Annotated in this window: 26 protein-coding genes and 2 pseudogenes; 17 read left to right on the top strand and 11 right to left on the bottom strand. The window is 56.0% G+C overall.

The window, feature by feature from the left end; all coding sequences use genetic code 11:
- Nucleotides 1-462 precede the first annotated feature (462 nt).
- Nucleotides 463-2148 (bottom strand): aspartate:alanine antiporter, encoded by a 1686-nt coding sequence (locus tag ACMGGU_RS05225; RefSeq protein WP_014169303.1) that lies wholly within the window; start codon nucleotides 2146-2148, stop codon nucleotides 463-465.
- Nucleotides 2149-2421: 273 nt separating this feature from the next.
- Between ACMGGU_RS05225 and ACMGGU_RS05230 the strand changes: the two genes are divergently transcribed.
- Nucleotides 2422-2796: an inner membrane protein YbjM gene (locus ACMGGU_RS05230; RefSeq protein ID WP_048027093.1), complete on the top strand. Its 375-nt coding sequence runs from the start codon at nucleotides 2422-2424 to the stop codon at nucleotides 2794-2796.
- A gap of 30 nt (nucleotides 2797-2826) precedes the next feature.
- Here ACMGGU_RS05230 and ACMGGU_RS05235 read toward each other — a convergent pair whose 3' ends face one another.
- A complete protein-coding gene (locus ACMGGU_RS05235) occupies nucleotides 2827-3096 on the bottom strand; it encodes a GrxA family glutaredoxin (protein ID WP_006809455.1) in 270 nt (89 codons plus the stop codon).
- 184 nt (nucleotides 3097-3280) lie between these two features.
- Here ACMGGU_RS05235 and nfsA point away from each other — a divergent pair, with 184 nt between their 5' ends.
- From nfsA to rlmC, 9 genes and pseudogenes are all read left to right on the top strand, one after another.
- The gene (gene nfsA / locus ACMGGU_RS05240; protein WP_045908437.1) at nucleotides 3281-4003 is read left to right on the top strand and encodes a nitroreductase NfsA; all 723 of its coding nucleotides are present in this window, start codon (nucleotides 3281-3283) and stop codon (nucleotides 4001-4003) included.
- Between the two features lie 69 nt (nucleotides 4004-4072).
- Nucleotides 4073-4974 (top strand): annotated as a pseudogene (rimK, locus tag ACMGGU_RS05245) (30S ribosomal protein S6--L-glutamate ligase).
- A gap of 63 nt (nucleotides 4975-5037) precedes the next feature.
- A complete protein-coding gene (locus ACMGGU_RS05250) occupies nucleotides 5038-5514 on the top strand; it encodes a YbjN domain-containing protein (RefSeq protein ID WP_003858385.1) in 477 nt (158 codons plus the stop codon).
- A gap of 351 nt (nucleotides 5515-5865) precedes the next feature.
- Complete coding sequence (potF, locus tag ACMGGU_RS05255) at nucleotides 5866-6978, top strand: spermidine/putrescine ABC transporter substrate-binding protein PotF (protein ID WP_262807887.1); 1113 nt, start codon at nucleotides 5866-5868, stop codon at nucleotides 6976-6978.
- Between the two features lie 143 nt (nucleotides 6979-7121).
- Nucleotides 7122-8255 carry a putrescine ABC transporter ATP-binding subunit PotG gene (gene potG / locus ACMGGU_RS05260; RefSeq protein ID WP_021240929.1) on the top strand — a complete coding sequence of 378 codons (1134 nt, stop codon included), beginning with the start codon at nucleotides 7122-7124 and terminating at the stop codon, nucleotides 8253-8255.
- 10 nt (nucleotides 8256-8265) lie between these two features.
- On the top strand, nucleotides 8266-9219 hold the full coding sequence (gene potH, locus ACMGGU_RS05265; protein WP_048222227.1) for a putrescine ABC transporter permease PotH: 954 nt from the start codon (nucleotides 8266-8268) through the stop codon (nucleotides 9217-9219).
- A complete protein-coding gene (gene potI / locus ACMGGU_RS05270) occupies nucleotides 9216-10061 on the top strand; it encodes a putrescine ABC transporter permease PotI (RefSeq protein ID WP_008503447.1) in 846 nt (281 codons plus the stop codon). Before potH ends, potI begins: the two co-directional genes overlap by 4 nt.
- A 65-nt stretch (nucleotides 10062-10126) precedes the next feature.
- On the top strand, nucleotides 10127-10600 hold the full coding sequence (locus ACMGGU_RS05275) for a YbjO family protein (protein ID WP_045908434.1): 474 nt from the start codon (nucleotides 10127-10129) through the stop codon (nucleotides 10598-10600).
- Nucleotides 10601-10765: 165 nt separating this feature from the next.
- Nucleotides 10766-11896, top strand: a complete 1131-nt coding sequence (rlmC, locus tag ACMGGU_RS05280; protein ID WP_252073617.1) for a 23S rRNA (uracil(747)-C(5))-methyltransferase RlmC — start codon at nucleotides 10766-10768, stop codon at nucleotides 11894-11896.
- 90 nt (nucleotides 11897-11986) lie between these two features.
- On the opposite strand, the gene ACMGGU_RS05285 is transcribed toward rlmC, so the two are convergent.
- Nucleotides 11987-12436: a hypothetical protein gene (locus ACMGGU_RS05285; RefSeq protein ID WP_048222233.1), complete on the bottom strand. Its 450-nt coding sequence runs from the start codon at nucleotides 12434-12436 to the stop codon at nucleotides 11987-11989.
- 116 nt (nucleotides 12437-12552) lie between these two features.
- On the opposite strand from ACMGGU_RS05285, the gene ACMGGU_RS05290 reads away from it, so the two are divergent.
- Together ACMGGU_RS05290 and ACMGGU_RS05295 are read left to right on the top strand one after the other, a co-directional pair.
- A complete protein-coding gene (locus ACMGGU_RS05290; RefSeq protein ID WP_025912904.1) occupies nucleotides 12553-13260 on the top strand; it encodes a response regulator transcription factor in 708 nt (235 codons plus the stop codon).
- Entirely contained in the window at nucleotides 13244-14713 is a 1470-nt protein-coding gene (locus ACMGGU_RS05295; RefSeq protein WP_048027102.1) for a sensor histidine kinase, read from the top strand. The genes ACMGGU_RS05290 and ACMGGU_RS05295 overlap by 17 nt, the downstream gene beginning before the upstream one ends.
- A gap of 86 nt (nucleotides 14714-14799) precedes the next feature.
- Here ACMGGU_RS05295 and artJ read toward each other — a convergent pair whose 3' ends face one another.
- From artJ to ACMGGU_RS05325, 6 genes are all read right to left on the bottom strand, one after another.
- On the bottom strand, nucleotides 14800-15531 hold the full coding sequence (gene artJ, locus ACMGGU_RS05300) for an arginine ABC transporter substrate-binding protein ArtJ (RefSeq protein WP_021240923.1): 732 nt from the start codon (nucleotides 15529-15531) through the stop codon (nucleotides 14800-14802).
- Nucleotides 15532-15705: 174 nt separating this feature from the next.
- Entirely contained in the window at nucleotides 15706-16374 is a 669-nt protein-coding gene (artM, locus tag ACMGGU_RS05305; RefSeq protein ID WP_024907847.1) for an arginine ABC transporter permease ArtM, read from the bottom strand.
- Nucleotides 16374-17090 (bottom strand): arginine ABC transporter permease ArtQ, encoded by a 717-nt coding sequence (gene artQ, locus ACMGGU_RS05310; protein ID WP_023310941.1) that lies wholly within the window; start codon nucleotides 17088-17090, stop codon nucleotides 16374-16376. Before artQ ends, artM begins: the two co-directional genes overlap by 1 nt.
- A 6-nt stretch (nucleotides 17091-17096) precedes the next feature.
- On the bottom strand, nucleotides 17097-17828 hold the full coding sequence (artI, locus tag ACMGGU_RS05315) for an arginine ABC transporter substrate-binding protein ArtI (RefSeq protein WP_008500032.1): 732 nt from the start codon (nucleotides 17826-17828) through the stop codon (nucleotides 17097-17099).
- Nucleotides 17829-17847: 19 nt separating this feature from the next.
- Nucleotides 17848-18576 (bottom strand): arginine ABC transporter ATP-binding protein ArtP, encoded by a 729-nt coding sequence (gene artP / locus ACMGGU_RS05320; protein WP_008500030.1) that lies wholly within the window; start codon nucleotides 18574-18576, stop codon nucleotides 17848-17850.
- Nucleotides 18577-18802: 226 nt separating this feature from the next.
- Nucleotides 18803-19321, bottom strand: coding sequence for a lipoprotein (locus tag ACMGGU_RS05325; protein ID WP_023335076.1), 519 nt, complete (start codon nucleotides 19319-19321; stop codon nucleotides 18803-18805).
- Between the two features lie 97 nt (nucleotides 19322-19418).
- Between ACMGGU_RS05325 and ACMGGU_RS05330 the strand changes: the two genes are divergently transcribed.
- The 3 genes from ACMGGU_RS05330 (at nucleotide 19419) to ACMGGU_RS05340 (ending at nucleotide 21466) form a co-directional block, all read left to right on the top strand.
- Complete coding sequence (locus tag ACMGGU_RS05330) at nucleotides 19419-19742, top strand: heavy metal-binding domain-containing protein (protein ID WP_023310944.1); 324 nt, start codon at nucleotides 19419-19421, stop codon at nucleotides 19740-19742.
- Complete coding sequence (locus tag ACMGGU_RS05335) at nucleotides 19739-20569, top strand: N-acetylmuramoyl-L-alanine amidase (protein WP_196353140.1); 831 nt, start codon at nucleotides 19739-19741, stop codon at nucleotides 20567-20569. The genes ACMGGU_RS05330 and ACMGGU_RS05335 overlap by 4 nt, the downstream gene beginning before the upstream one ends.
- Before the next feature lie 273 nt (nucleotides 20570-20842).
- On the top strand, nucleotides 20843-21466 hold the full coding sequence (locus ACMGGU_RS05340; RefSeq protein WP_045908427.1) for a helix-turn-helix domain-containing protein: 624 nt from the start codon (nucleotides 20843-20845) through the stop codon (nucleotides 21464-21466).
- Here ACMGGU_RS05340 and ACMGGU_RS05345 read toward each other — a convergent pair whose 3' ends face one another.
- Both ACMGGU_RS05345 and ACMGGU_RS05350 read right to left on the bottom strand, forming a co-directional pair.
- Nucleotides 21467-22099 carry a hypothetical protein gene (locus tag ACMGGU_RS05345; protein WP_126534832.1) on the bottom strand — a complete coding sequence of 211 codons (633 nt, stop codon included), beginning with the start codon at nucleotides 22097-22099 and terminating at the stop codon, nucleotides 21467-21469.
- Nucleotides 22099-23664: an ExeA family protein gene (locus ACMGGU_RS05350; protein ID WP_262796032.1), complete on the bottom strand. Its 1566-nt coding sequence runs from the start codon at nucleotides 23662-23664 to the stop codon at nucleotides 22099-22101. Before ACMGGU_RS05350 ends, ACMGGU_RS05345 begins: the two co-directional genes overlap by 1 nt.
- A 21-nt stretch (nucleotides 23665-23685) precedes the next feature.
- On the opposite strand from ACMGGU_RS05350, the gene ACMGGU_RS05355 reads away from it, so the two are divergent.
- On the top strand, nucleotides 23686-24015 hold the full coding sequence (locus tag ACMGGU_RS05355; protein ID WP_126534830.1) for a hypothetical protein: 330 nt from the start codon (nucleotides 23686-23688) through the stop codon (nucleotides 24013-24015).
- Nucleotides 23966-24696: pseudogene (gspC, locus tag ACMGGU_RS05360) on the top strand (type II secretion system protein GspC). Before ACMGGU_RS05355 ends, gspC begins: the two are co-directional and overlap by 50 nt.
- Nucleotides 24697-24703 lie beyond the last annotated feature (7 nt).

The raw sequence follows: 24703 nt of genomic DNA on the forward strand, positions 1-24703 counted from the left end.
ATTTATTTGAACCACCAAAAATAAACCCCGTTAACTGCAGGAACAGGAGTTGGCCTGCTCATGACTTCTGTTCTGCTGTAGGTCTTCTTTGGGTAAAAGTCGAACATGCGCTTTCCTTGCCGTTTTTTTCGATTGTATTCATTTGTCGTCTAGAGGCGATGACTTTGAAAGGGAGGGCAGGTGGAAAATCAGAGGGAAGTTTGTTGGCCTGCGGCTACAAGTTTTTACGCTGCCGCCATTTTGTCGCCATCAGGCTCAAAGATGGGGCGTAATTTACTGATTAGAAAGGCCATGAAATTCAGACAACAAAAAACCCATCAACCTTGAACCAAAACGGCGGGGTTGATGGGCTCCACAAATTGGGGACATCAAAGAAAAGCAGTGGCACTAGTTATGACTGCCCCCTGATAAAAAAGTTCTGCGCGTAACAAAAATATTTTCCGCTACGCGCATTCTTAGGAGTTATCCGAGTCCGGGCCAGATGATGATAATCAGCGTACCCGCCAGCGTCAGCAGCACGTTAGCGATAGCGTACGTGCCCGCATAGCCCAGCGCCGGGATGTTGCTACGCGCGGTGTCGCTGATGATTTCCATGGCCGGCGCACAGGTACGCGCCCCCATCATTGCCCCGAAGAGCAGGGCGCGGTTCATGCGCAGCACGTAGGCACCGAACAGGAAGCAGATCACCACCGGTACCAGGCTGACGATAAGTCCGGAAACCAACATCTGCCAGCCGACGGCGCCGAGGCTGTGACCAATCCCGCTGCCCGCGCTTAAGCCCACGCCCGCCATAAAGACCATTAGGCCGAACTCTTTCACCATGTTCAGCGCACCCTGCGGAATGTAGCCGAAGGTCGGGTGGTTCGCTCGCAGGAAGCCCAGCATGATCCCGGCGAACAGCAGCCCGGCGGCGTTACCGATGCCGAAACTGAAGTTGCTGAACTGGAAGGTGATCATCCCGATCATCAGGCCAACGATAAAGAAGGCGCAGAAGGCCAGCAGGTCGGTGACCTGGCTGTGAATGGAGATAAAGCCGATGCGGTCGGCCACGGTTTTCACGCGGCGGGCGTCGCCGCTGACCTGCAGCACGTCGCCTTTGTTGAGCACCACGTTGTCGTCGATAGGCATCTCAATCTGGCTGCGGATCACGCGGTTGAGGAAGCAGCCGTGGTCGGTCAGCTTCAGCTGCGCCAGGCGGCGGCCCACGGCGTTATGGTTTTTCACCACGATCTCTTCTGTGACGATGCGCATGTCGAGCAGATCGCGGTCGAACACCTCTTTGCCGTTACGGAAGCTCGGGTCGAGACGGGCGTGGGCGTCCGGGTAACCTACCAGCGCGATGTCATCGCCCATCTGCAGCACCGCGTCGCCGTCCGGGTTCGCCAGAATGCCGTTGCGGCGGATACGTTCGATGTAGCAACCCGTCTGGCGGTAAATCCCCAGCTCACGCAGATTTTTGCCGTCAGCCCAGGCAACCAGCTCTGGTCCGACGCGATAGGCGCGGATCACCGGGAGATAGACTTTACGTTTGGAGTCGGTATCGAGACCGCGCTCGCGGGCGATTTGCTGGGCGCTGGTCTGCAGATCCTGGTGCTGCAGTTTTGGCAGGTAGCGTGCGCCGACAATCAGGCTCACAAGACCAATCAGATAGGTCAGGGCATAGCCCAGGCTCAGGTGGTCGAGTGCGGTAGAAAGCTGCGCGCCGGCCATGCCGGAATGGCGCAGGGTATCACCGGCACCCACGAGCACAGGGGTGGACGTCATGGAGCCTGCCAGCATACCGGCCGTTAACCCGATATCCCAGCCAAACAGTTTACCCAGCCCTAACGCGATCAGCAGCGCGCTGCCGACCATTACCAGCGCCAGCATCAGATAATTTTTGCCGTCGCGGAAGAAAATTGAAAAAAAGTTCGGTCCCGCTTCCACGCCAACACAAAAAATAAACAGCATAAAACCTAAGTTGAGCGCGTCCGTGTTAATGCTGAAGTGCTGCTGGCCTAATAATAAGGAGACGACTAAAACGCCAATGGAATTACCAAGTTGAACTGAACCCAGGCGCAATTTACCCAGGCAAAGGCCCAGCGCCAGTACCACAAATAATAACAGGATGTAATTCCCATTTAACAAGTCTGCGACGTTTATATTCACGGAGGCTAACTTCTTGTTTACCAGTAAGTTGTTGAATGAAAGGACTTTTTGGGCTACTGTTTTCTGGGTCAGGGAAAGGCGTTAACGCTCCCTGTTTCCTGCTTTATTCCCTAAAACATTAGCTGGCGTGTAGTTTAATCGTATTAGCTACTGACAGCTACTGATTATCGCATCACCCTGTGCGTACTTTGGCAAGGATTGCCGCATTGCTTTATCTGACTGGGCGTCTACCCGACGAAAGTGTATTTGATAGAGATAAGTCAGGAGGATAGTTTGAACATTAAACGAAACTGGGCGGGGGTGATCAGCTGCTTTTTGCTGTTCACGGTCGTATGCATGTCGCTTGCTTTTAACGTGAAAGGGGCATTCAGGGCATCGGGTCATCCGGAGCTGGGGCTGCTCTTTTTTACGCTGCCGGGGGCTGCTGCCAGTTTTCTCTCCCGTAAAGGGGAGGTAGTGAAGCCGCTGCTGGGCGCCATGCTGGCTGCGCCGCTCTGTTTGCTGCTGATGCGCTTGCTCTATATCTCAACGCGGAGTTTCTGGCAGGAGCTGGCATGGTTGATGAGCGCTGTATTCTGGTGCGCCCTTGGCGCGCTCTGCTACTTATTTGTGCGCAGTCTGTTTCATAACCGGCGGCATCACAAATAAAAACGCCCTCTCGGTGAGGGCGTCTTCACATTACTGGGCAGCAAACAGGCCCAGATGCTCTTTGGCGTAAGCTTCAAAGTCAGTACAGCCGCCGATGTGTTTCTGATCGAGGAAGATCTGCGGTACGGTTTCAACCGGCTTACCGACGGTTTTCTCGAGATCCGCTTTCGTGATACCTTCCGCGTGGATATCCACGTAGCGGAAGTTGAAGTCATCGCGCTCTTCGGTCAGTTTCTCAGCCAGCTCTTTCGCGCGTACACAGTATGGGCACCCTGGACGACCAAAAATTACTGCAAACATTTCTCTCTCCTCAAAAAACAAGCCTGACGGCGAATAAGACATATAGTGCCCGATAACCTGCCGCCATTAAAGAAGGTTTCGCCTGTCGCTTTGATACAGTCAGGCTATGTTTCGCCAATTACATCGCGCAAATCATTGCCTATACTGGCTGGCATAAGGTTTAAGCACGACAAAGAGAGAGAAGATGACACCCACAATTGACCTGCTCCGTTCCCACCGTTCCATTCGCCACTTCACCGATGAGCCGATTACCGAGGCGCAGCGTGCCGCGATTATTGACAGCGCCAGGGCGACCTCGAGCTCCAGCTTCCTGCAGTGCAGCTCCATTATCCGCATTACCGACCCGGCCATGCGCGAGCAGCTGGTGACGCTGACCGGCGGGCAGAAGCATGTGGCCCAGGCGGCGGAGTTCTGGGTGTTCTGCGCCGACTTCAACCGTCATCTGCAGATCTGCCCTGAGGCCGAGCTCGGGCTGGCCGAACAGCTACTGCTGGGGGTGGTGGATACTGCGCTGATGGCGCAAAACGCCTTCACGGCGGCAGAGTCGCTGGGGTTAGGCGGTGTCTACATTGGCGGCCTGCGTAACAACATCGAAAGCGTGACCGAGCTGCTGAAGCTGCCAAAACACGTGCTGCCGCTGTTTGGCCTGTGCCTCGGCTGGCCTGCGGATAACCCGGATCTGAAGCCGCGCATTCCTGCGGCGATGCTGGTGCATGAAAACCACTACCAGCCGGTCGATCAGGACGTCCTGAATCAATACGATGAAGAGCTGGCGAACTACTACCTGACGCGCGGCAGCAATAACCGTCGTGATACCTGGACTGACCATATTCGTCGCACCATCATTAAAGAAAATCGCCCGTTTATTCTTGATTATCTGCACAAACAGGGCTGGGCGACGCGATAGTCCATTTATCCTGCGCCTGCCTGCGTATATGATACGCAGGCTTTTTCCATGTCTTCAGAGAGGTGCAGGGTGAAAATTGCCATATTGTCCGGGATGGAACGCTCTATTCATGTAAGCGCCTGAGAGAAGCGGCGGCGAAACGCGGGCATCAGGTTGAGATCCTCGACCCGATGTCCTGTTATATGAACATCGACCCGGCCGCCTCGTCGATTCACTACAAAGGTCGCAAGCTGCCGCATTTTGATGCAGTCATCCCCCGCATCGGCTCCCAGATTACCTACTACGGCACCGCCGCGCTGCGCCAGTTCGAGATGCTGGGTAGCTATCCGCTCAACGAATCCGTCGCCATTTCCCGCGCCCGCGACAAGCTGCGCTCGCTGCAGCTCCTTGCCCGTCAGGGGATCGATCTCCCCGTCACGGGGATTGCCCATTCACCGGACGACACCAGCGATCTGATCGACATGGTGGGCGGCGCCCCTTTGGTGATCAAGCTGGTGGAAGGCACCCAGGGCATTGGCGTGGTGCTGGCGGAGACGCGTCAGGCAGCGGAGAGCGTGATTGACGCCTTCCGCGGGCTGAATGCCCACATTCTGGTGCAGGAGTATATCGAAGAGGCCAAAGGGCGCGACATCCGCTGCTTCGTCGTGGGAAACGAGGTGGTGGCAGCCATTGAGCGTCAGGCCAAAGAGGGCGATTTCCGCTCTAACCTTCACCGCGGCGGCGTCGCGCGTGTAGCCGATATCAGCGACCGGGAGCGGGAGATTGCGGTGAAAGCCGCGCAAACCCTGGGGCTGGACGTGGCGGGTGTAGACCTGCTGCGCGCAACGCGCGGGCCGCTGGTCATGGAGGTGAACGCCTCGCCGGGGCTGGAAGGCGTGGAAAAAACCACAGGGGTCGATATTGCGGGTAAAATGATCTTATGGATCGAGCGTCATGCGACGCCGGGCTACTGTCTGAAAACGGGTGGTTAAATGGATTACCGCGCGCTTTTTGAGTACCCTATGTGAAGTTTTTATTAAAGAGGCTGCATCGCGATGGATTTACAGGTCGTACCTACACTGGATACGTTACGTCAATGGCTTGATGATGCCGGAATTACGTTCTTCGAATGCGATTCCTGCCAGGCGCTGCATCTGCCTCATATGCAGAATTTCGACGGCATTTTCGATGCCAAAATCGATCTGATTAACGACGTGATCCTTTTCTCCGCGCTGGCCGAAGTGAAGCCGTCCGCGTTACTGGCGCTGGCCTCCGACCTGTCGGCCATCAATGCCAGTTCTTTGACGGTGAAGGCATTTCTCGACATACAGGATGATAATCTGCCAAAACTGGTCGTTTGCCAGTCTTTATTCTCCGGGGCAGGGCTGTCGTTCAAGCAGTTCGCCTGGTTTATGCGCCTGAGCGAAGAGCAAATTTCGATGGTCATGATGGAAGCCAATGCACACCATCTGCTGTATAGCGCGGAAGATGATGCAGAGAATAATGATGCATCTCCCAATTTTCTTCACTAAGCCTGTCTGACTTTTGCGCAGTCGCTGCCATGGCGGCTGCAGAAGGCCATTTTTTCTGCTGCTTTTAACCTTCCTTTAAAGAATTATTCACCTCCCTGAAGGCCGTTTCGGCTTATCACGTAGACTTAACCTGCATAAAAAATTGATAAAAGGCGTTTTTTCGTCTGGGCTATAGCCGGAGACACGGGCTACAGTTATTCTTGCGATGCTTCAAAAAGCGAGCGGAAGCTGCCGGGTAAAGAGGTTTCTTTTTATTTTGAGCAGAGCGACAAACTATGCATGATTTTTGCATATATCCAGATTGCACAGTTTTAGTTCGTTTGTTAACGAGCTTTCAGAAGGAATAACACTATGATCGCCTTGAATAAAAAATGGTTATCGGGTCTGGTTGCGGGTGCTCTGATGGCCGTCTCTGCCGGCACGCTCGCTGCGGAACAAAAAACGCTGCACGTTTATAACTGGTCTGACTATATTGCTCCCGACACGGTGGCAAATTTTGAAAAAGAGACCGGCATTAAAGTGGTCTACGACGTGTTCGATTCCAACGAAGTGCTGGAAGGAAAACTGATGGCGGGCAGCACCGGGTTTGACCTCGTGGTGCCTTCCGCAAGCTTCCTCGAGCGCCAGCTGACGGCAGGCGTCTTCCAGCCGCTGGATAAGAGCAAGTTACCGAACTGGAAAAATCTCGATCCGGAAGTGCTGAAGCTGGTGGCCAAGCATGACCCGGACAACAAATACGCGATGCCGTATCTCTGGGCGACCACCGGTATCGGCTTTAACGTCGATAAAGTGAAGGCGGCGCTGGGCCCGGACGTGAAGCTGGACAGCTGGGACGTGGTGCTGAAGCCGGAAAACCTTGAGAAGCTGAAAAGCTGCGGCGTCTCCTTCCTCGATGCGCCGGAAGAGATTTTCGCGACCGTGCTGAACTACCTGGGCAAAGACCCGAACAGCAATAAGGCGGATGATTACACCGGCCCGGCGACCGATCTGCTGCTGAAGCTGCGTCCAAACATTCGTTACTTCCACTCTTCCCAGTACATTAACGACCTGGCGAACGGCGACATCTGCGTCGCGATTGGCTGGGCAGGGGACGTATGGCAGGCGGCTAACCGCGCGAAAGAGGCGAAAAACGGCGTGAACGTCTCTTACTTCATTCCGAAGGAGGGGGCGCTGGCCTTCTTTGACGTCTTCGCGATGCCGGCTGACGCGAAAAACAAAGACGAAGCGTATCAGTTCCTCAACTACCTGATGCGTCCTGACGTGATCGCCCACATCAGCGACCACGTTTACTATGCGAACGGTAACAAGGCCTCCGTGCCGCTGGTGAGCGAAGAAATCCGTAATAACCCGGCTATCTATCCGCCAGCAGATGTGTTCGCCAAGCTCTTCACCCTGAAAGTCCAGGATCCAAAAATTGACCGCGTGCGTACCCGCGCGTGGACCAAGGTGAAAAGCGGTAAATAACGGCGTTTGGTATTGCTGCCCGGAGGCGCTATCGCTTACCGGGCCTCTACAACCCGTAGGCCGGGCAAGCGTTAGCGCCGCCCGGCGATGCGCACCCTGACGGTGCGTTTGCACCAGTTTTGATCTCTACCGGAGAACACCCCGTGAATGACGCGATCCCCCGCCCGCAGGCGAAAGTCCGTAAAGCGCTGACCCCGCTGCTTGAAATTCGTAACCTCACCAAATCTTTTGATGGCCAGCATGCCGTGGACGACGTCAGCCTGACGATCTATAAAGGCGAAATTTTTGCCCTTCTGGGGGCCTCCGGCTGCGGTAAATCGACCCTGCTGCGCATGCTGGCCGGTTTTGAACAGCCTACCGCCGGGCAGATCGTGCTCGACGGCGTGGATCTCTCCAGCGTGCCGCCGTATCAGCGCCCGATCAACATGATGTTCCAGTCCTACGCGCTGTTTCCGCATATGACGGTGGAGCAGAACATCGCCTTCGGCCTGAAGCAGGACAAGCTGCCGAAAGCCGAAATTACCGCGCGCGTGGCCGAGATGCTGAGCCTCGTGCACATGCAGGAGTTCGCGAAGCGTAAGCCGCACCAGCTCTCCGGCGGCCAGCGTCAGCGCGTGGCCCTGGCCCGCAGCCTGGCAAAACGCCCGAAACTGCTGCTGCTCGACGAACCGATGGGCGCGCTGGATAAAAAGCTGCGCGACCGTATGCAGCTCGAAGTGGTCGATATCCTTGAGCGCGTGGGGGTGACCTGCGTGATGGTGACCCACGACCAGGAAGAGGCCATGACTATGGCCGGACGTATTGCGATCATGAACCGCGGCAAGTTCGTGCAGATTGGCGAGCCGGAAGAGATTTATGAGCATCCGACCACCCGCTACAGCGCGGAGTTTATCGGCTCGGTTAACGTCTTCGAAGGGCTGCTGAAAGATCGTCAGGAAGACGGTCTGGTCATCGAATCGCCGGGGTTGCAGCATCCGCTTAAGGTTGATCCGGATAACTCGGTGGTGGATAACGTGCCGGTCTACGTCGCGCTACGTCCGGAGAAGATCATGCTCTGTGAAGACCCGCCTGCTGATGGCTATAACTTTGCCGTCGGGGAAGTGGTGCACATTGCCTATCTGGGCGATCTCTCTATCTATCACGTGCGCCTGAAAAGCGGGCAGATGCTCAGCGCGCAGTTACAGAACGAACATCGCTATCGCAAGGGACAGCCGACCTGGGGCGACGAAGTGCGCCTGTGTTGGGATGCAGACAGTTGCGTTGTGCTGACGGTATAAGGAGCGGCCAATGAGTACACTTGAACCTCCAGCCCGCGTCGAAAAGCCGGGCGGCTTTGCCCACTGGCTGACGCGCATGCAGATGAAGCACGGCCGCAAGCTGGTGATCGCCATGCCATACGTGTGGCTGATCCTGCTGTTTCTGCTGCCGTTCCTGATTGTTTTCAAGATAAGCCTGGCGGAAATGGCGCGGGCGATCCCGCCTTACACCAACCTGCTGGACTGGGCCGACGGGCAGCTGACGCTGACCTTAAACCTGGGTAACTTCCTGCAGCTCACCGACGACCCGCTCTATTTCGAAGCCTATCTGCAGTCGCTGCAGGTGGCGGCGATCTCGACGCTCTGCTGTCTGGTGATGGGCTACCCGCTGGCGTGGGCGGTGGCGCACAGCAAGCCGTCGACGCGAAATATCCTGCTGCTGCTGGTGATTTTACCGTCGTGGACCTCGTTCCTGATCCGCGTTTACGCGTGGATGGGGATCCTGAAAAACAACGGCGTGCTAAATAACTTCCTGATGTGGCTCGGGGTTATCGATCAGCCGCTGACGATCCTGCACACCAATCTCGCGGTCTATATCGGCATTGTGTACGCCTATCTGCCGTTTATGGTGCTGCCGATCTACACGGCGCTGACCCGTATCGACTACTCGCTGGTAGAAGCGTCGCTCGATCTCGGTGCCCGTCCGTTAAAAACTTTCTTCAGCGTCATTGTCCCGCTGACCAGGGGCGGCATTATCGCCGGGTCGATGCTGGTCTTTATCCCGGCGGTGGGGGAGTTTGTGATCCCGGAACTGCTCGGCGGGCCTGACAGCATCATGATTGGCCGCGTGCTGTGGCAGGAGTTCTTCAATAACCGCGACTGGCCGGTGGCCTCGGCGGTGGCGATCGTGATGCTACTGCTGCTGATCGTGCCGATCATGTGGTTCCACAAGCATCAGCAGAAACAGATGGGAGATCACGGATGAACAACTTACCGGTAGTGCGCTCCCCGTGGCGAATTGCGATCCTGGTTATCGGCTTTACCTTCCTGTATGCGCCGATGCTGATGCTGGTGATCTACTCGTTTAACAGCTCCAAGCTGGTGACGGTATGGGCAGGCTGGTCGACGCGCTGGTACAGCGAGCTGTTCCACGATGATGCGATGATGAGCGCGGTGGGGCTGAGCCTGACCATCGCGGCGCTGGCGGCGACCATGGCGTCCGTGCTGGGCACGATCGCCGCACTGGTGATGGTGCGCTTCGGGCGTTTTCGCGGTTCAAACGGCTTCGCCTTTATGATCACCGCTCCGCTGGTTATGCCGGACGTGATCACCGGTCTCGCGCTGCTGCTGCTGTTCGTGGCCCTGGCACATGCCATCGGCTGGCCGGCGGACCGCGGGATGCTCACCATCTGGCTGGCGCACGTCACCTTCTGTACCGCCTATGTCGCGGTGGTGATCGCCTCGCGCCTGCGCGAGCTGGATCGCTCCATTGAAGAGGCGGCGATGGATCTCGGCGCGACGCCGCTGAAGGTCTTTTTCATCATCACGCTGCCGATGATTATGCCGGCGGTGATCTCCGGCTGGCTGCTGGCGTTTACCCTGTCGCTCGACGATCTGGTTATCGCCAGCTTTGTTTCCGGCCCGGGGGCGACGACGCTGCCGATGCTGGTCTTCTCCAGCGTGCGCATGGGGGTCAACCCGGAGATCAACGCCCTGGCCTCTATCATCCTCGGCGTGGTCGGAATTGTCGGATTTATCGCCTGGTATTTGATGGCGCGCGCGGAAAAACAGCGCGTGCGCGATATCCAGCGTGCAAGACGCGGCTGAAGGATTTAAAATTTCCAGTGATGTGCCGCGCATGACGCGGCACTGTTTTTCAGGGAAGTAAAACATTGGGATTATTAAAAAAATCACGTATTACGCACGCACGTCCTAACGTACCTGCACTGGTTCAGGTGGCGGCGCTCGCCATTATTATGATCCGCTGCCTGGACGTGCTGATGATTCTGAATACCCTGGGTGTGCGCGGCATCGGTGAATTCATTCACCGCAGCGTGCAGACGTGGAATCTGACGCTGGTCTTTTTGAGCAGTCTGGTGCTGGTGTTTATCGAGATCTACTGCGCGTTTTCGCTGGTTAAAGGGCGCAACTGGGCGCGCTGGGTCTATATGCTGACGCAGATTACCGCGGCGAGCTATCTCTGGGCCGCTTCGCTGGGGTATGGCTACCCGGAGCTGTTCAGTATTGCCGGTGAGTCCAAACGCGAGATCCTGCGCGCGCTGTTTATGCAGAAACTGCCGGACATGCTGGTGCTCTTTCTTCTCTTCGTTCCGGCCTCCAGTCGACGGTTCTTCCGCCTGCAATAATGTGTATACACGTCATCCTTCAAGCCGTCTCTGCGTTGGCCGCGTCTGTTCACCCCAGTCACTTACTTGAGTAAGCTCCTGGGGATTCTCAGACTTGCCGCCTTGATACAACTTGAATGATTTTGTGTATATAATCGCAGCCCTCGTGATTTTTAAGGTTTTCATATGCAGTGCGCACTCTATGACGCCGGACGCTGCCGCTCCTGTCAGTGGATAGAACAACCGGTCTCTCAACAACTCACCGCCAAAATGGCCGACCTGCAACAGCTGCTGGCAGAACACGCGGTGGGCGAGTGGTGCGCACCCGTCAGCGGCCCGGAACAGGGTTTTCGCAACAAAGCCAAAATGGTGGTCAGCGGCAGCGTGGAAAAACCGCTGCTGGGGATGCTGCACCGCGACGGCACGCCGGAAGATTTAACCGACTGCCCGCTCTATCCCGACTCCTTTGCGCCGGTCTTTGCCGCACTCAAGCCGTTTATTGCCCGGGCAGGGTTAACGCCCTATAACGTGGCCCGCAAGCGCGGCGAGCTGAAATACCTTCTGCTGACGGAAAGCCAGATCGACGGCGGCATGATGCTGCGCTTCGTGCTGCGCTCTGAAACTAAGCTTGAGCAGCTGCGCGCGGCGCTACCGTGGCTGCAGGCGCAGCTTCCGCAGTTGAAGGTCATTACGGCGAACATTCAGCCGGTGCATATGGCGATCATGGAAGGGGAGAAAGAGGTTTTCTTCACCGACCAGCACGCGCTGGCGGAGAGCTTCAACGGCGTGCCGCTGTGGATCCGCCCGCAAAGCTTCTTCCAGACCAACCCGACCGTGGCAAGCAGCCTGTACGCTACCGCCCGCGACTGGGTGCGTGCGTTGAACGTTCACCACATGTGGGATCTGTTCTGCGGCGTGGGCGGGTTTGGCCTGCACTGCGCCACGCCGGAGATGCAGCTCACCGGCATTGAGATCTCTGCCGAAGCGATTGCCTGCGCGAAGCAGTCCGCCGCCGAACTGGGGTTAACGAATCTGCACTTCCAGGCGCTCGACTCCACGCAGTTCGCGACCGGCCAGGGCAACGTGCCGGAGCTGGTGCTGGTCAACCCGCCGCGCCGCGGCATCGGCAATGCGCTGTGCGACTACCTGAGCCAGATGGCGCCGGAATACATCATCTATTCCAGCTGCAACGCGCAGACCATGGCGAAAGACATTGCGCAACTACCGGGCTATCGCGTTGAACGCGTTCAGCTTTTTGATATGTTCCCGCATACCGCGCATTATGAAGTGTTGACGTTGCTGGTGAAAACGCACTAATCCTCAACATCGCCCGGTGGCGCTGCGCTTACCGGGCCTACGATCCGGAGTAGGCCGGGTAAGGCGTAGCCGCCACCCGGCTTTGTTTGCTCAACCCTGGAATGCGACTCCCGCCTCTGTTTTAAGCCAGCGTGGCGCTTTCAACTGGTCGGCAAAATAGCCTGTCAGCTCAAAGAGCAGATCACCCATCACGCGGGCTGACTCCGGCGCAAGTACCCCCCCTATTAAGAGTTGCGTAATCTCCTCACAATAACGGCACAGTTGATCAGGCTCCGCGTTGAATGCAGGTTCTCTTTCTGGGAAAATGTCCACCGTTAATCGTTCATACAAATGCTGCGGCACAGGTTCCAGCAGCATCGGGCGGAGCAAGGCAAGACAGGTGGCGAGGCGGCCACAGAGCGCGATTTTTCTGGCAGGATCGGTTTCTTCAACCAGCGCTTCGCAGTAGCGCTGGCAATTGTCGGCCAGATCGGTGAAATCGGTATTGTGATTAACAGGAAGTGTGAGAAGTGTGTCTGAAAAAGACGAGACGATCGACATATAAACATCCTCAGTATGTTGGTTTGTTACCTTCCAAATCTTCAACAAAATGTGAACTCTTCATCCCGGCGAAATCAGGTAAGCTTACGTCATAAGAAATGAATGAAGGCTTACCCATGAAGCAGATCCTGCTGGTGGAAGACGACCACGATATCGCGGCGCTTCTGCGACTCAATTTAGAAGACGAAGGCTACGCCATCACCCACGAGCCCGACGGGGGCAACGCCCTGCAGCGTCTTGAAGCACAGACGTGGGATGCGGTGATCCTCGACCTGATGCTGCCCAACGTGGACGGTCTGGAGATTTGCCGCCGCATCCGTCAGATGACGCGCTACCTGCCGGTGATCATCATCAGCGCCCGCAGCAGCGAAACCGACCGCATCACCGGGCTGGAAACCGGCGCCGACGACTACCTGGCAAAACCGTTCTCCGTGCAGGAGCTGATTGCGCGTATCAAAGCACTGTTTCGTCGCCAGCAGGCGATGGGGCAGGCGCAAACCGACGGACACATTCAGGCGCACGGACTGACCATCGATCCGCTGGCGCGCAGCGTGCTGCTTCACGGCCAGGTGGTGGACCTCACCCCGCGCGAGTTCGAGTTGCTCTACTTCTTTGCCCGTCATCCCGGCGAGGTGTTCTCCCGTCTGGCGCTGCTGGAGCAGGTCTGGGGCTACCAGCACGAAGGCTACGAGCACACCGTCAACACCCATATCAACCGCCTGCGCATCAAGATAGAGAAGGACGCCGCCGAGCCGGAGATCATTCGCACCGTCTGGGGCAAGGGCTACAAATTTGCGGAGCCGCAGCATGATGCGTCGCTTTAGCCTGAGCCAGCGCCTGACGCTGCTCTTCATCCTGCTGATGATGCTCTGCGCCGCCGTCGCCTGCGCGGTACAGCTCTACAGCAGCATGCAGTACGGTAATGCAATGGTGCAGCGTTTGTCGGGTGGGCTGGCGCAGCAGATCGTCCAGCGCGAACCGATTCTTGACGCGCAGGGCCGGGTCGACCGCAGCGCGCTGAAACCGCTGTTTGGCCGGCTGATGACCTTTAATCCGAGCGTTGAGCTGTACGTTATCTCTCCTGACGGCGATATCCTCGCCGATGCCGCACCGCCGGGCCATATTCAGCGGCAAAAAATCGACCTGGCGCCGGTGCAGAGCTTCCTGAGCGGCACCGTCATGCCGGTACTGGGCGACGATCCGCGCAGTCAAAATCAAAAAGTCTTCAGTGCCACGCCGCTGCGGCAGGACGGCGAGCTAAAAGGCTATCTGTACATTATCTTGCAGGGCGAGGAGTCAAACGCTCTGGCGGAAATGGCCTGGCACAAGGCGCTGTGGAGTACCGTCCTGTGGTCACTGCTGTGGGTCGCGCTGTTTGGGCTGCTGGCAGGGCTGCTGGTCTGGTACTGGGTCACGCGTCCGGTCAAACAGCTGACGGTGGAGGTCGCCGGGCTGGAGCAGGACAGCATGAGCGCAATCAGGCTGCTGGCGGCACAGACGCCGGACGCGGCGGCAAAAGATGAAGTGGCGATCCTGCGCAACAGCTTTATCGAGCTGGCGCGCAAAATCACCCAACAGTGGGATCGGCTGGCCGACAGCGATCGCCAGCGCCGGGAGTTTATCGCCAATATTTCGCACGATCTCCGCACGCCGCTGACCTCACTGCTGGGGTATCTCGAAACCCTGTCGCTCAAATCCGCCACCCTGACGCCGCAGGAGCACCAGCAGTATCTCGCCACCGCGCTGCGTCAGGGGCAAAAAGTCCGGCATCTTTCGCAGCAGCTGTTTGAGCTGGCGCGCCTGGAGCACGGCGGCATTAAACCCCAGCGCGAGCGGTTCGCAATGGCGGAGCTGATTTCCGACGTGGCGCAGAAGTTTGAGCTCACCGCCCGCACGCGAGAGGTCAATCTGCATATTGACGTGCCGGGGCCGCTGCCGATGGTAAACGCCGATGTGTCGATGATTGAACGCGTGGTGACCAACCTGCTGGATAACGCGATGCGCCATACGCCGGGCGGCGGAGAAATTCGCCTGGCGGTGTGGCAGGAAAATGAACAGCTGCAGGTCGAAGTGTCCGACAGCGGAACGGGCGTGGATGCCTCGCTGCGCGATGATCTGTTCCAGCGGCCGTCGGCGCTCAATACCCAGGCCTCGCGGGAGAATCGCGGCGGGTTGGGGCTATTAATCGTGAAACGGATGCTGGAGCTGCACGGGGGCGGGATCAGGCTAATGGAGTCGGTGAGCGGGGCACGGTTCAGGTTCTTTGTGCCGTTATGAGAGAGTGCCGGGCGGCGCTGCGCTTGCCCGGCCTACAAATCCCCCCGTAGGCCGGGTAAGGCGAAGCCGCCACCCGGCAAAAGACATTACTGCGGGAACCACTGCTCGCTGATTTTCTGGTACGTCCCGTCCGCTTTAATCGCTTTCAGCGCGCCGTTCAGTTTTTCCAGAAGCGCTTTGTTATCCGGACGTACCGCGATGCCGAGGCCCGTGCCGAAGTACTGTGGATCGGTCACTTTCTCGGTAGCCGTGCCCAGTTGCGGGTTGGTTTTGAGCCACTCGTTCACCACGGCGGTGTCGCCGAAGACGCCGTCGATACGGCCATTTTTCAGGTCGATAATCGCGTTCTGGTAGCTGTCATAGGCCACGGTCTTCACTTCAGGATGTTTGTCCTGCAGGTATTTCTGGTGCGTGGTGCCGTTTTCCATCCCGATGCGTTTGCCTTTCAGCTGATCGAAAGAGGTATACGCGCCTTTCTTCGCAATCACCACCGCCGAGTTGGCGTAGTACGGGTCGGTGAACGCGACCTGCTTGCTGCGCTCAGGCGTGATGTCCATCCCGGAGATCACCGCGTCGTATTTTTTGAACTTCAGCGACGGGATCAGGCTGTCAAAAGCATGGTTAGTAAAGGTGCAGTCGGCCTGCATCTGTTTGCACAGCGCTTTCGCCAGATCGATATCGAAACCGACGATCTGGTTGCTGGCATCCAGCGACTCAAACGGCGGATAGGTGGCGGACACGCCGAAATTGATTTTATCCGCAGCGGATGCGCCAGCGGCGAAGGTGGCGAGTAATGCGGCCAGAACTAACTTTTTCATTGTAATGCTCCCGTCTGTCTTATTGATGCGCCGTGTCTGCGGCCTGGATGTACAATGCCAGTTAATGAATTTATATGCAATAAAAATGATTAAGTATTATTTTTATCGCAAAAAAAAAGCGGATAACCCATCAGGTTACCCGCTTTATGAATACCGTTTTATGCATTCGCGTGGTTAATTTCTGCGCTCAAACGCCAGCGCTTTACGCTCAATCAGGCGCATCATCAGCGTCAGCAGACCGTTCACCACCAGATACACCACGCCCGCCGCGCCGAACACCATTACGTCATAGGTGCGTCCATACAGCAGTTGTCCGTGGCCCATCACTTCCATTAGGGTGATGGTGTAGGCCAGCGAGGTACTTTTGAACACCAGCACCACTTCGTTGGAATAGGAGGAGAGGGCGCGCTTAAAGGCGTACGGCAGCAGGATTGCCAGCGTGTCTTTCTTGCTCATGCCCAGCGCCCCGCAGGACTGCCACTGGCCTTCCGGGATGGCGCGGATCGCCCCGTAGAACAGCTGGGTGGTATAGGCCGCGCTGTTCAGTGAAAGGGCAATCAGGGCGCACAGCCACGGTTCAGAAAGCAGATGCCAGATAACCGGATAATCCTGCAGCGACGGGAACTGGCCCGGGCCGTAGTAAATCAGGAAGATCTGCACCAGCAGCGGCGTACCGGTAAACAGGGTGATGTACCCGCGCACAATCCACACCAGAACAGGCGTTTTCAGCGTCAGGATGATGGTGAAGATGAGCGCCAGGATCAGCGCCACGATAATGGACGCCACGGTCAGCGTCAGGCTGGTGTGCAGCCCTTTCATCAACTCGGGAAAGTATTCAAGCATCAGCCTGGTCTCCGTTCAAAGCGCGTCGCTCGCAGGTCAATACGCTTGAGGATGTACTGACTGAGCAACGTGATCACCAGGTAGATCGCCGCCGCCACAATGTACCAGGTAAACGGCTCCTGGGTACGGGTGGCGATGCTTTTGGTTTGCAGCATTAAATCGTTAACGCTAATCAGGCTCACCAGCGCGGTATCTTTCAGCAGCACCAGCCACTGGTTGCCGAGCCCCGGCAGGGCATGACGCCACATCTGCGGCATCACCAGACGGAAAAAGATGGCGGATTTCGACAACCCTAACGCCTGACCCGACTCCCATTGTCCCTGCGGCACGGCTTTCAGCGCACCGCGCAGGGTTTGCGACGCGTACGCGGAGTAGAGCAGGGAGAGGGCAATCACGCCGCACAGGAACGGGCTGACGTCGAAGTTTTCAATCTGCATCTGCACAGGGATCTGCGCAAAGCCAAGATTGATCGTGAAGCCGTCAGACAGCGTCAGCAGCAGCTGTGAGGAGCCGAAATAGATAAACAGGACCACCAGAATTTCCGGTAGCCCACGCAGCACGGTGACCAGCGCGGAGCCTGTCCAGGCGACGGGGAACCATTTCGCGGATTCCCACACCGCAAAGAACATCGCTAGCACGAGGCCGATAATCAGTGCGCAAACGGCAAGGCCGACGGTCATCCCGGCGGCGCTTGCTAAAGGAAAAATTTCATTCATCAGGAATTACTTCTGGAACCATTTTTTGTAGATGGTTTCGTAGGTGCCGTCTTTCTTCACTTTTTCCAGCGCAGCGTTGAATTTCTGCTGCAGCTCAGTGTTGCCCTGACGAACGGCAATCCCCAGACCGGTACCGAAGTAATCCTTATCGGTCACTTTGTCGCCCACTGGCGCCAGCTTGTCGTTGGCTTTCAGCCACTCGGTCACCACCGCGGTATCACCAAATACGCCGTCGATACGGCCATTTTGCAGATCCAGCTTCGCGTTCTGGTAGCTGTCATACGGAACGGTGGTGATTTCCGGATGCTTATCCATGATGAATTTCTGGTGCGTGGTGCCGTTCTGCACGCCCACTTTCTTGCCTTTCAGCTGATCGACAGAGGTGAATTTACCTTTCTGACCAATGAACAGGGCGGAGTTGTCGTAGTAAGGGGTGGTGAACAGCACCTGCTTTTCACGCTCGGGGGTGATGTCCATACCGGCCATCACGGCGTCGATACGGCGGAACTTCAGGCTTGGGATCAGGCTGTCGAACGCCTGGTTGCTGAAGGTACAGGTTGCATCGATCTCTTTACACAGGGCGTTAGCCAGGTCCACGTCGAAGCCCACAATTTTGTTGTTCGCATCAATGGACTCAAACGGAGGGTAAGAGGCTTCCGTCGCGAAACGAATGGTCTGGGCTGCGGTAGCGGAAAGGGTAACGCCAGCAAGCAGCACGGCAAGTAATACTTTTTTCATTATATTTCCCCTGACACAATCAATGAGATAAATAGTTTTTGAAGGCATCGGTTTGCGGGTTAGCGAAGCAGCTCGCATCACCTTGCTCAACGATATACCCATTTTCCATGTAGACCACACGGCTGGCGGTTTTGCGCGCCACTTCCACTTCGTGGGTGACGATAACCTGCGTAATATTGGTTTCCGCCAGCTCGCGAATGATGCTCACGATCTGGGCGGTGATTTCCGGATCCAGCGCCGCCGTCGGTTCATCAAACAGCAGCACCGCAGGCTCCATCATCAGCGCACGGGCAATGGCCACGCGCTGTTGCTGACCACCGGACAGGTGCAGCGGGTAGCGGTCGCTGTAGGGCTTAAGGCGCAGACGCTCCAGCAGCTTTTCGGCACGCGCAATCGCCTGATCCTTGCTTAACCCCAGCACGCGGCACGGGGCTTCAATCAGGTTCTGCAGCACGGTCAGGTGCGGCCAGAGATTGTATTGCTGGAAGACCATGCCGACGTTTTGACGCAGTTCGCGAATCGCCTTATCAGACGGCGTCTTAGCGAAATCAAAATGGTTACCGGCAATCGCGAGCGTACCTGAACGGGGCATCTCAAGCAGATTAAGAACACGCAGAAGGGAGCTTTTACCTGCACCGCTTGGGCCAAGCAAAACCAGCGTTTCGCCTTCCGGGCAGTTTAGCGTGATGTCAAACAGCGCCTGGTGTGCGCCGTAGAAGCAGTTAATGCCGTTTAGTTTAATACTCATCGGGGCAGTCTTTACTCATCCAGGCAATCTATAGCAATTGAGGCCGCAGATAGTACCGTTGACAGAATAGTTATGCAATATTTCTGCGTTAAAAGTTAAATATAACCCGTATTTCCTCTTAAACATAGCACAAAATAGCGAATGGCAAGGTCGGCGAGTATAAATGTCGGCATTCCGCAAGAAATGCCGGACATTTTACGGGGGTAACATTTTTATCATTGATGAATCAGCGGTTCTCAATCGACTGGCGAAGCGTGCCTGCCGGGGCATGAACGCTGCCGCCCACGTAGCGTACGTCGTCCACCGCCCAACACTGTCCTTCACGGATCATCAGCACTTCGTCCTGCCAGGTTTGGGTGCCCTGCGTCAGCTTCACGCGCAGTGGAATATTACGGGCATCCGTGTTCGGGATGGTTGACGCGCTGGCCACTTCTGCGCTGTCCGGTAGCGTGGTGCGGCTGGAGAACGGATCGGATTTCAGCAGCGCGTTGTGCTGCGGATCGCGGGTGGCATCGTTAAGCAGTTTTGCCAGGCCATCGCTCAGATACGGGCGCAGGCCGGTAAGATCGTTGCTGCGGTGCTGGATGCGATAATCATAGAACTGCTGCGCCACGGTGTCCGGGCCGCCCTCAATGCAGGGGCCGCTGCGGGTACCAATATCCTTAAAGGCAGGCGTGACCGTGGTGGTACAGGCGCTGAGCACCAGCGCGCAGGGCACCAAAAGTGTTAAAGCTGAATAGCGCATGTTGATTTCCTTATTTATTAACTATCCTTTCAATCATAGCGTAACGAACCGATAATGCTGTGCCTAAGGCATTGAACGCTAAAGAAGGAGAGAAACCATGCAGTTTTCAACAACGCCAACCCTGGAAGGGCAGACAATTACCGAGTACTGCGGCGTGGTCACCGGCGAAGCGATTCTCGGCGCCAATATCTTCCGTGACTTTTTTGCCGGTATCCGCGATATCGTGGGTGGCCGCTCGGGTGCATACGAAAAAGAGCTGCGCAAAGCCCGCGAAATCGCCTTCAAAGAGCTCGGCGAGCAGGCGGAAGCCCTCGGCGCGGATGCGGTCGTGGGGATTGATATCGACTACGAAACGGTCGGTAAAGATGCCAGCATGCTGATGGTGAGCGTGAGCGGTACGGCGGTGAAAACCCTGCGATGACGCGTTTGTTTACCCCCCTCCTGCTGGCGCTGCTGCTGGCAGGATGCGTCACGGAAAAGGGGATCGTTGATAAAGGCGCCTACGAGCTGGATATGCGTCATCAGGCGCAGGCGGCTTACCCGCGCATTAAGGTGCTGGTGATCCACTACACCGCGGATGATTTTGACAGCTCGCTGGCCACGCTGACGGATAAAAACGTCAGCTCTCACTATTTGATCCCTGCCAGCCCCCCGGCGCCAGACGGCAAGCCGCGCATCTGGCAGTTGGTTCCCGAGAGCGAGCTGGCCTGGCATGCGGGCATCAGCTTCTGGCGCGGTACAAACCGCATCAACGATACCTCTGTCGGCATTGAGCTCGAGAACCGCGGCTGGCAAATGCGCGACGGCGTGAAAACGTTTACTCCGTTTGCGCCTGCGCAGATTGCGGCGCTGGTGCCGCTCGCCAAAGACATTATTACCCGCTACAACATCAGACCTGAAAATGTGGTGGCCCATTCGGACATCGCCCCGCAGCGTAAAGACGATCCCGGTCCGCTGTTTCCGTGGCAGCAACTGGCTCAGCAGGGGATAGGTGCCTGGCCCGATCCTGCCCGCGTGGCGTTCTATATCAATGGACGGCCGCGCTATCAGGAGGTCGAACGAGGGGCGCTGCTCGATGTGCTGAAGCGCTATGGCTACGAGGTGCCGGACAACGCCACGGAACAGCAGCAGAAGAGGGTGATCTGCGCGTTTCAGATGCACTTCCGCCCCGCGCTGTGGAACGGTGTGGCTGACGTAGAAACCCTGGCCATCGCCGAGGCGCTTTTAGAGAAATACGGGCAGGGGTAGTCCTTCAGGACTGCCCCCTGACCAGGTCATATTACCTTATTTTCTATGAGATTAATCTTAAGTACATTCTCAATTCATTTTTAGTTAATTGACTTAAAAATACCCTCATTTAAGATAGACGTATAGCTTGCTAAGTAATAACAAAAAATAACACCTGCTTATTGCTCTTATTTCACTTCTTCCAGAAGTTTTTATCAGGATTATACGAATAGTTCGGTGGTTCCACCGTGGCCCCTTTTTATCTAAAATTAACATCTTAATTCGGGTATAACAATGTTAAGCATTTACGGCAGAAAATTGCGTCCGCATCATGAAATGGAAAACATTATTTCCGCAACAGAAGGATATGAAGAAAAAACGTTAAAGAAATGGCAAAAAATTACCACCGTCGACAATGAATTTATTCATGTTATCGTCAGCGGTGAAGTGGAATTTCGCCGCGAATCCGACGAGCTCTGCATGTTCACCCTGCAGGGGCAGTGCGTGTTTGGACTCTCTTCCATTTTTTATCATTCATCCCATATGTATGGCCTGGTCCGCTCGAATACCGTAGTGCGTTCGATTCCTAAAGACGCCTTTTCTCAGCTTATGACGGAGAAAGGCTTATGGCCTGAGCTTACCAAAGTGCTGGCCTGGTATATCTGCATGCTGAGCAAGCGTGATGACGTGCTGGTCGCCCGCAGCGCCTATTCTGTTGTGCGCGAGTTTTTGCTGGAGATTAATGAACTGATTGTCCATCATCAACGCGATATTAACGTTTATGATTATATTCAGGAATACACCAACCTGGCACGCAGCACCATTATCAAAATTCTTTCTGACCTGAAAAAAGGTCAATATATTGTGGTGGAAAAGGGTCGACTCCTTAACATCACCAACCTGCCTGAAAAATATTAACTATTCCAGCCGGTCTCCTTTTTCACTTAACGGAGACCGGGAACTTTCTTTATGTAATGTGCTGGCCTGAGCATTATCCTGCGTTTCGTCAACCGGCGGCGCGGGTATTTTTCCTTGCGAATAATCCTGCTCCTGTTCTTTTAACGCCTGCTTAAACAGCTCGGTTAATGAACCGTCGTCACCGTCCGTGCGGGCGGGGGCTGCATCGTCGTGCGCTTGCGTGCCGGGGAGAGTATCCCGCGAGGTATCGTGCGGCACCGTGCCGTCCGGCGCTTGTTGCCAGTCGGCGTCGTCGCTGTTAATCGGCAGATCCTGCATGGCAGGGACGTCGGCCTGCACCGGCGCGGGTTTCGGGTGCGGATGCGGGAACGGCTTACTCACATACACGTAGTGCATGTCGGAAAGCTGCGTTTCAGGCTTCGCCACGTGCACTTTTTTTATCGGCTCCGGCGCAGGGTGGCGCAGTTGCCAGTAAACGTGGGCGTACAGCCCCGCCATCAGCATGACGCAGAGGCTTACTATTCCTAACAAGGCGTTAGAAACGATCTTTCTCAGGCTGGGCATGCGGTACGAAAACCAGACCGCTTCCCCGGAAACGTAGCTGCGCTGAGCCGCAAGACAGATGGTAGACATTAGGAATGCTTCTCCTGCGTTTTCGCGTCCGGCGCGGCGTGGGTGGTCTGAAGCAGCACGCTCGGCGTGGTGTTGGTGTCACGCATTAACTGCATCAGCGTATCTTCCCCGGGAATGCCGTCGACGCGCAGATGCATTTTTTGCTGGAACTCGCGGGTGCGTTTCATCATCTCCGCCGTCCAGGTTTGCGCGTGGGTTACCGGTTCGGCAAGGGCCTGGCTCAGCTGCTGGTCAAGCCAGGCCAGCTCTTTGCCGTCGCTGGCGGCGCTGATGGCGTCTTTGCCTTCCGGCGTCAGGCGGTGGAGCTGGGTATAGTTGCCGGTGGCATGCTGGTTAAACCAGTGACGGCTTACCTGCCAGGTGCGGTTGTTCATCAGCAGGTCGAGTGAGTTATCACCGACGCGGGCGACCACGGCATAGTTAAGGTGGTTGCCGGTTTTCAGTTCACTCACCCACGGATACCCTTCCTGTGCCAGCGCATCCGGGGAAGCATTTCCCTGCTTACACATCAGGTTCACCTTCGCGGCGTTCTGGCACAGGGCATCCTCCGCCGAGGCGTCATACCCCCACATCAGATAGAGCTGATGCATCGCATCCGGCTGATTAACCACCTCGTTGTCGATAACCGGCACCACCGGCGCCTGAACTTTTGGCGTCTGCTGTTTCCAGCTGGCAGGCACCGGCAGTTGAATCGGAAGTCTTGCACCGATCGAAGAGGTCAAATACCAGCCGCAGGCGGCGAACAGTACGGAGGCGAATAAGCCCACGGTAGCCAGGCGCTTACCGTGTTTTTTCGCGGGCAGGATCTCACCTGCCGCCAGGCGCAAATGACGCGGGCTGACCTGGGCTGCACGTTCGGTCCAGGCGGCAAGCATCGACAGGTGCGCCAGCTCGTTCAGCTTACTGATATTCCCTTTAGTCAGGGCATGCATTTTACGTACCCGCGCCGGGGTTAACGGCGCGTGCTCACCCCCGTGCGCTTCACACTGCGCCTGAACGTAGCTGAGAAACTCCCGGCAGGTAAGGGGACGCAGGGTGTGACAGGTATGCGCATATTCACGCAGTTCAGGCTGCTGCATCAGCGCGGTATCCCGATCCGCTGGCCCCATCAGCACGACGGACAGGCGAAACTCCAGCTCCTGCGCACGCGTCAGCAGCAGAGCCAGCACCTCCCGACAGGTCTCTTTCATGGCATCGGTATGGCTAATCACCAGCACTTTCGTCCTGCTTTTCCCTCCCTGCCACTGGTGCAGGATGGTATCCACCGCCTGAAGCCGGTTTTTGCTCTCTTTCGTTCCCGGGTTGAGCTTATACAGCAGGCTACTGGCACTCAGTTTTGGAAACGCATTGATAGCAATAACGGCAGGGGAAGTGGATTTCAGGGCGTCGCTGAACTGGCCCAGCAGCGGGGCATCGTCAGCAAAGAGCCCAATAACCCCCGCCTGTTGGGTTTTCTCTTTCAGCAGGTTGAAAATATCCTGATGATACGGCACGAAGAAATCGCCCGAGGCGCGGGTGATTTTTCGAAAAGGCGGGTGATTAAATTTAAAATGACTCTGATACATAGCGACTTACCGTCTCTGGACATGAATAGCAATGGTCCGGAAAAGTACGGCAAGGCTGCATCATGGTCAATTTACGGACAGGGTAAAAATAACCTGTTGGCTACCTCTAACACCGCTCTTTTTGACGGTCAATCTTTTTCTTTATCAAAGTTAACGGCGAAGCAGGTGGTCGATTATCTGGCCGCTAATTACTATTTATGCCACATATTGGCGCAGCATGATGCTGCTTATTTTCGCTTTGCTAAAGGCCAGATGAATAATGAGGTTCTCACTTCTTTCACGGTGGATAACGCCCTGTATTATGTTTGTATTGCTGATTTTTTGCGGTCAGCAAGGCTACGTCATTTTTAAAGATTATAAAAAAGTGACGAATAAGCTGGCGAACGCAGCGGCGAAACCGCAAAAAAGACGTCAGGAAGAAAAGGCTTTTTCACTTTTCACCGCCGCCGTGCGTCAGGATAGCCTGCCTGCGGCCGCGAAAGCCCCGCTCGCCGCCGAAATTGAGGGGATCGTCCGCAGCGACGATGCCTGGCTCTCCTTCGCCGTGATCAAAACGCCGGGGGACAGAAGAGCTATCGCGAAGGCGAGGCGCTGACCGGTTTTAACGATGCCTTTATTCAGGAAATTAACAAAGACAATGTGGTGGTTAATTACGAAGGTGCTACGCAGGTACTGGCGTTAAATAAACCTGATTATTTTAAGGGCGGCGTAGACAGCGGTCCGGTAACCAAATCGACGAAAGATGCAGGTGCGGAAAGCGTGCATCTGGATGATTATCTGGTGTTAAAACCACTTATCGAAAAGGGCCAACTGGAAGGCTACAACATTAATCCAAGGAATGCCTCTGCCTTCTACAGCCATTCCGGGCTGGAAAAAGGCGATGTGGCGGTAAAAGTCAATTCTGTCGATATGACCGATGCAGCAAAGGCAAAAAATATTATTGCCAACTGGTCGAAAATGAAAGAAGCGGAGGTCGTCGTCAGACGTCACGCTCACCTTGAAAATATTCGGGTCAATGTTCTAAACAATTAACAAGTGT

It is taken from the genome of Enterobacter sp. BNK-8 (assembly GCF_048685095.1).
GTDB lineage: Bacteria > Pseudomonadota > Gammaproteobacteria > Enterobacterales > Enterobacteriaceae > Enterobacter > Enterobacter quasiroggenkampii.

Bases quoted from the DNA above. Each gene is read 5' to 3' on its own strand.
- ACMGGU_RS05235 (WP_006809455.1), bottom strand. From the start codon at position 3,096: ATGTTTGCAGTAATTTTTGGTCGTCCAGGGTGCCCATACTGTGTACGC.
- nfsA (WP_045908437.1), top strand. From the start codon at position 3,281: ATGACACCCACAATTGACCTGCTCCGTTCCCACCGTTCCATTCGCCAC.
- ACMGGU_RS05250 (WP_003858385.1), top strand. From the start codon at position 5,038: ATGGATTTACAGGTCGTACCTACACTGGATACGTTACGTCAATGGCTT.
- potF (WP_262807887.1), top strand. From the start codon at position 5,866: ATGATCGCCTTGAATAAAAAATGGTTATCGGGTCTGGTTGCGGGTGCT.
- potH (WP_048222227.1), top strand. From the start codon at position 8,266: ATGAGTACACTTGAACCTCCAGCCCGCGTCGAAAAGCCGGGCGGCTTT.
- potI (WP_008503447.1), top strand. From the start codon at position 9,216: ATGAACAACTTACCGGTAGTGCGCTCCCCGTGGCGAATTGCGATCCTG.
- rlmC (WP_252073617.1), top strand. From the start codon at position 10,766: ATGCAGTGCGCACTCTATGACGCCGGACGCTGCCGCTCCTGTCAGTGG.
- ACMGGU_RS05285 (WP_048222233.1), bottom strand. From the start codon at position 12,436: ATGTCGATCGTCTCGTCTTTTTCAGACACACTTCTCACACTTCCTGTT.
- ACMGGU_RS05290 (WP_025912904.1), top strand. From the start codon at position 12,553: ATGAAGCAGATCCTGCTGGTGGAAGACGACCACGATATCGCGGCGCTT.
- ACMGGU_RS05295 (WP_048027102.1), top strand. From the start codon at position 13,244: ATGATGCGTCGCTTTAGCCTGAGCCAGCGCCTGACGCTGCTCTTCATC.
- artJ (WP_021240923.1), bottom strand. From the start codon at position 15,531: ATGAAAAAGTTAGTTCTGGCCGCATTACTCGCCACCTTCGCCGCTGGC.
- artM (WP_024907847.1), bottom strand. From the start codon at position 16,374: ATGCTTGAATACTTTCCCGAGTTGATGAAAGGGCTGCACACCAGCCTG.
- artQ (WP_023310941.1), bottom strand. From the start codon at position 17,090: ATGAATGAAATTTTTCCTTTAGCAAGCGCCGCCGGGATGACCGTCGGC.
- artI (WP_008500032.1), bottom strand. From the start codon at position 17,828: ATGAAAAAAGTATTACTTGCCGTGCTGCTTGCTGGCGTTACCCTTTCC.
- artP (WP_008500030.1), bottom strand. From the start codon at position 18,576: ATGAGTATTAAACTAAACGGCATTAACTGCTTCTACGGCGCACACCAG.
- ACMGGU_RS05325 (WP_023335076.1), bottom strand. From the start codon at position 19,321: ATGCGCTATTCAGCTTTAACACTTTTGGTGCCCTGCGCGCTGGTGCTC.
- ACMGGU_RS05330 (WP_023310944.1), top strand. From the start codon at position 19,419: ATGCAGTTTTCAACAACGCCAACCCTGGAAGGGCAGACAATTACCGAG.
- ACMGGU_RS05335 (WP_196353140.1), top strand. From the start codon at position 19,739: ATGACGCGTTTGTTTACCCCCCTCCTGCTGGCGCTGCTGCTGGCAGGA.
- ACMGGU_RS05340 (WP_045908427.1), top strand. From the start codon at position 20,843: ATGTTAAGCATTTACGGCAGAAAATTGCGTCCGCATCATGAAATGGAA.
- ACMGGU_RS05345 (WP_126534832.1), bottom strand. From the start codon at position 22,099: ATGTCTACCATCTGTCTTGCGGCTCAGCGCAGCTACGTTTCCGGGGAA.
- ACMGGU_RS05350 (WP_262796032.1), bottom strand. From the start codon at position 23,664: ATGTATCAGAGTCATTTTAAATTTAATCACCCGCCTTTTCGAAAAATC.
- ACMGGU_RS05355 (WP_126534830.1), top strand. From the start codon at position 23,686: ATGAATAGCAATGGTCCGGAAAAGTACGGCAAGGCTGCATCATGGTCA.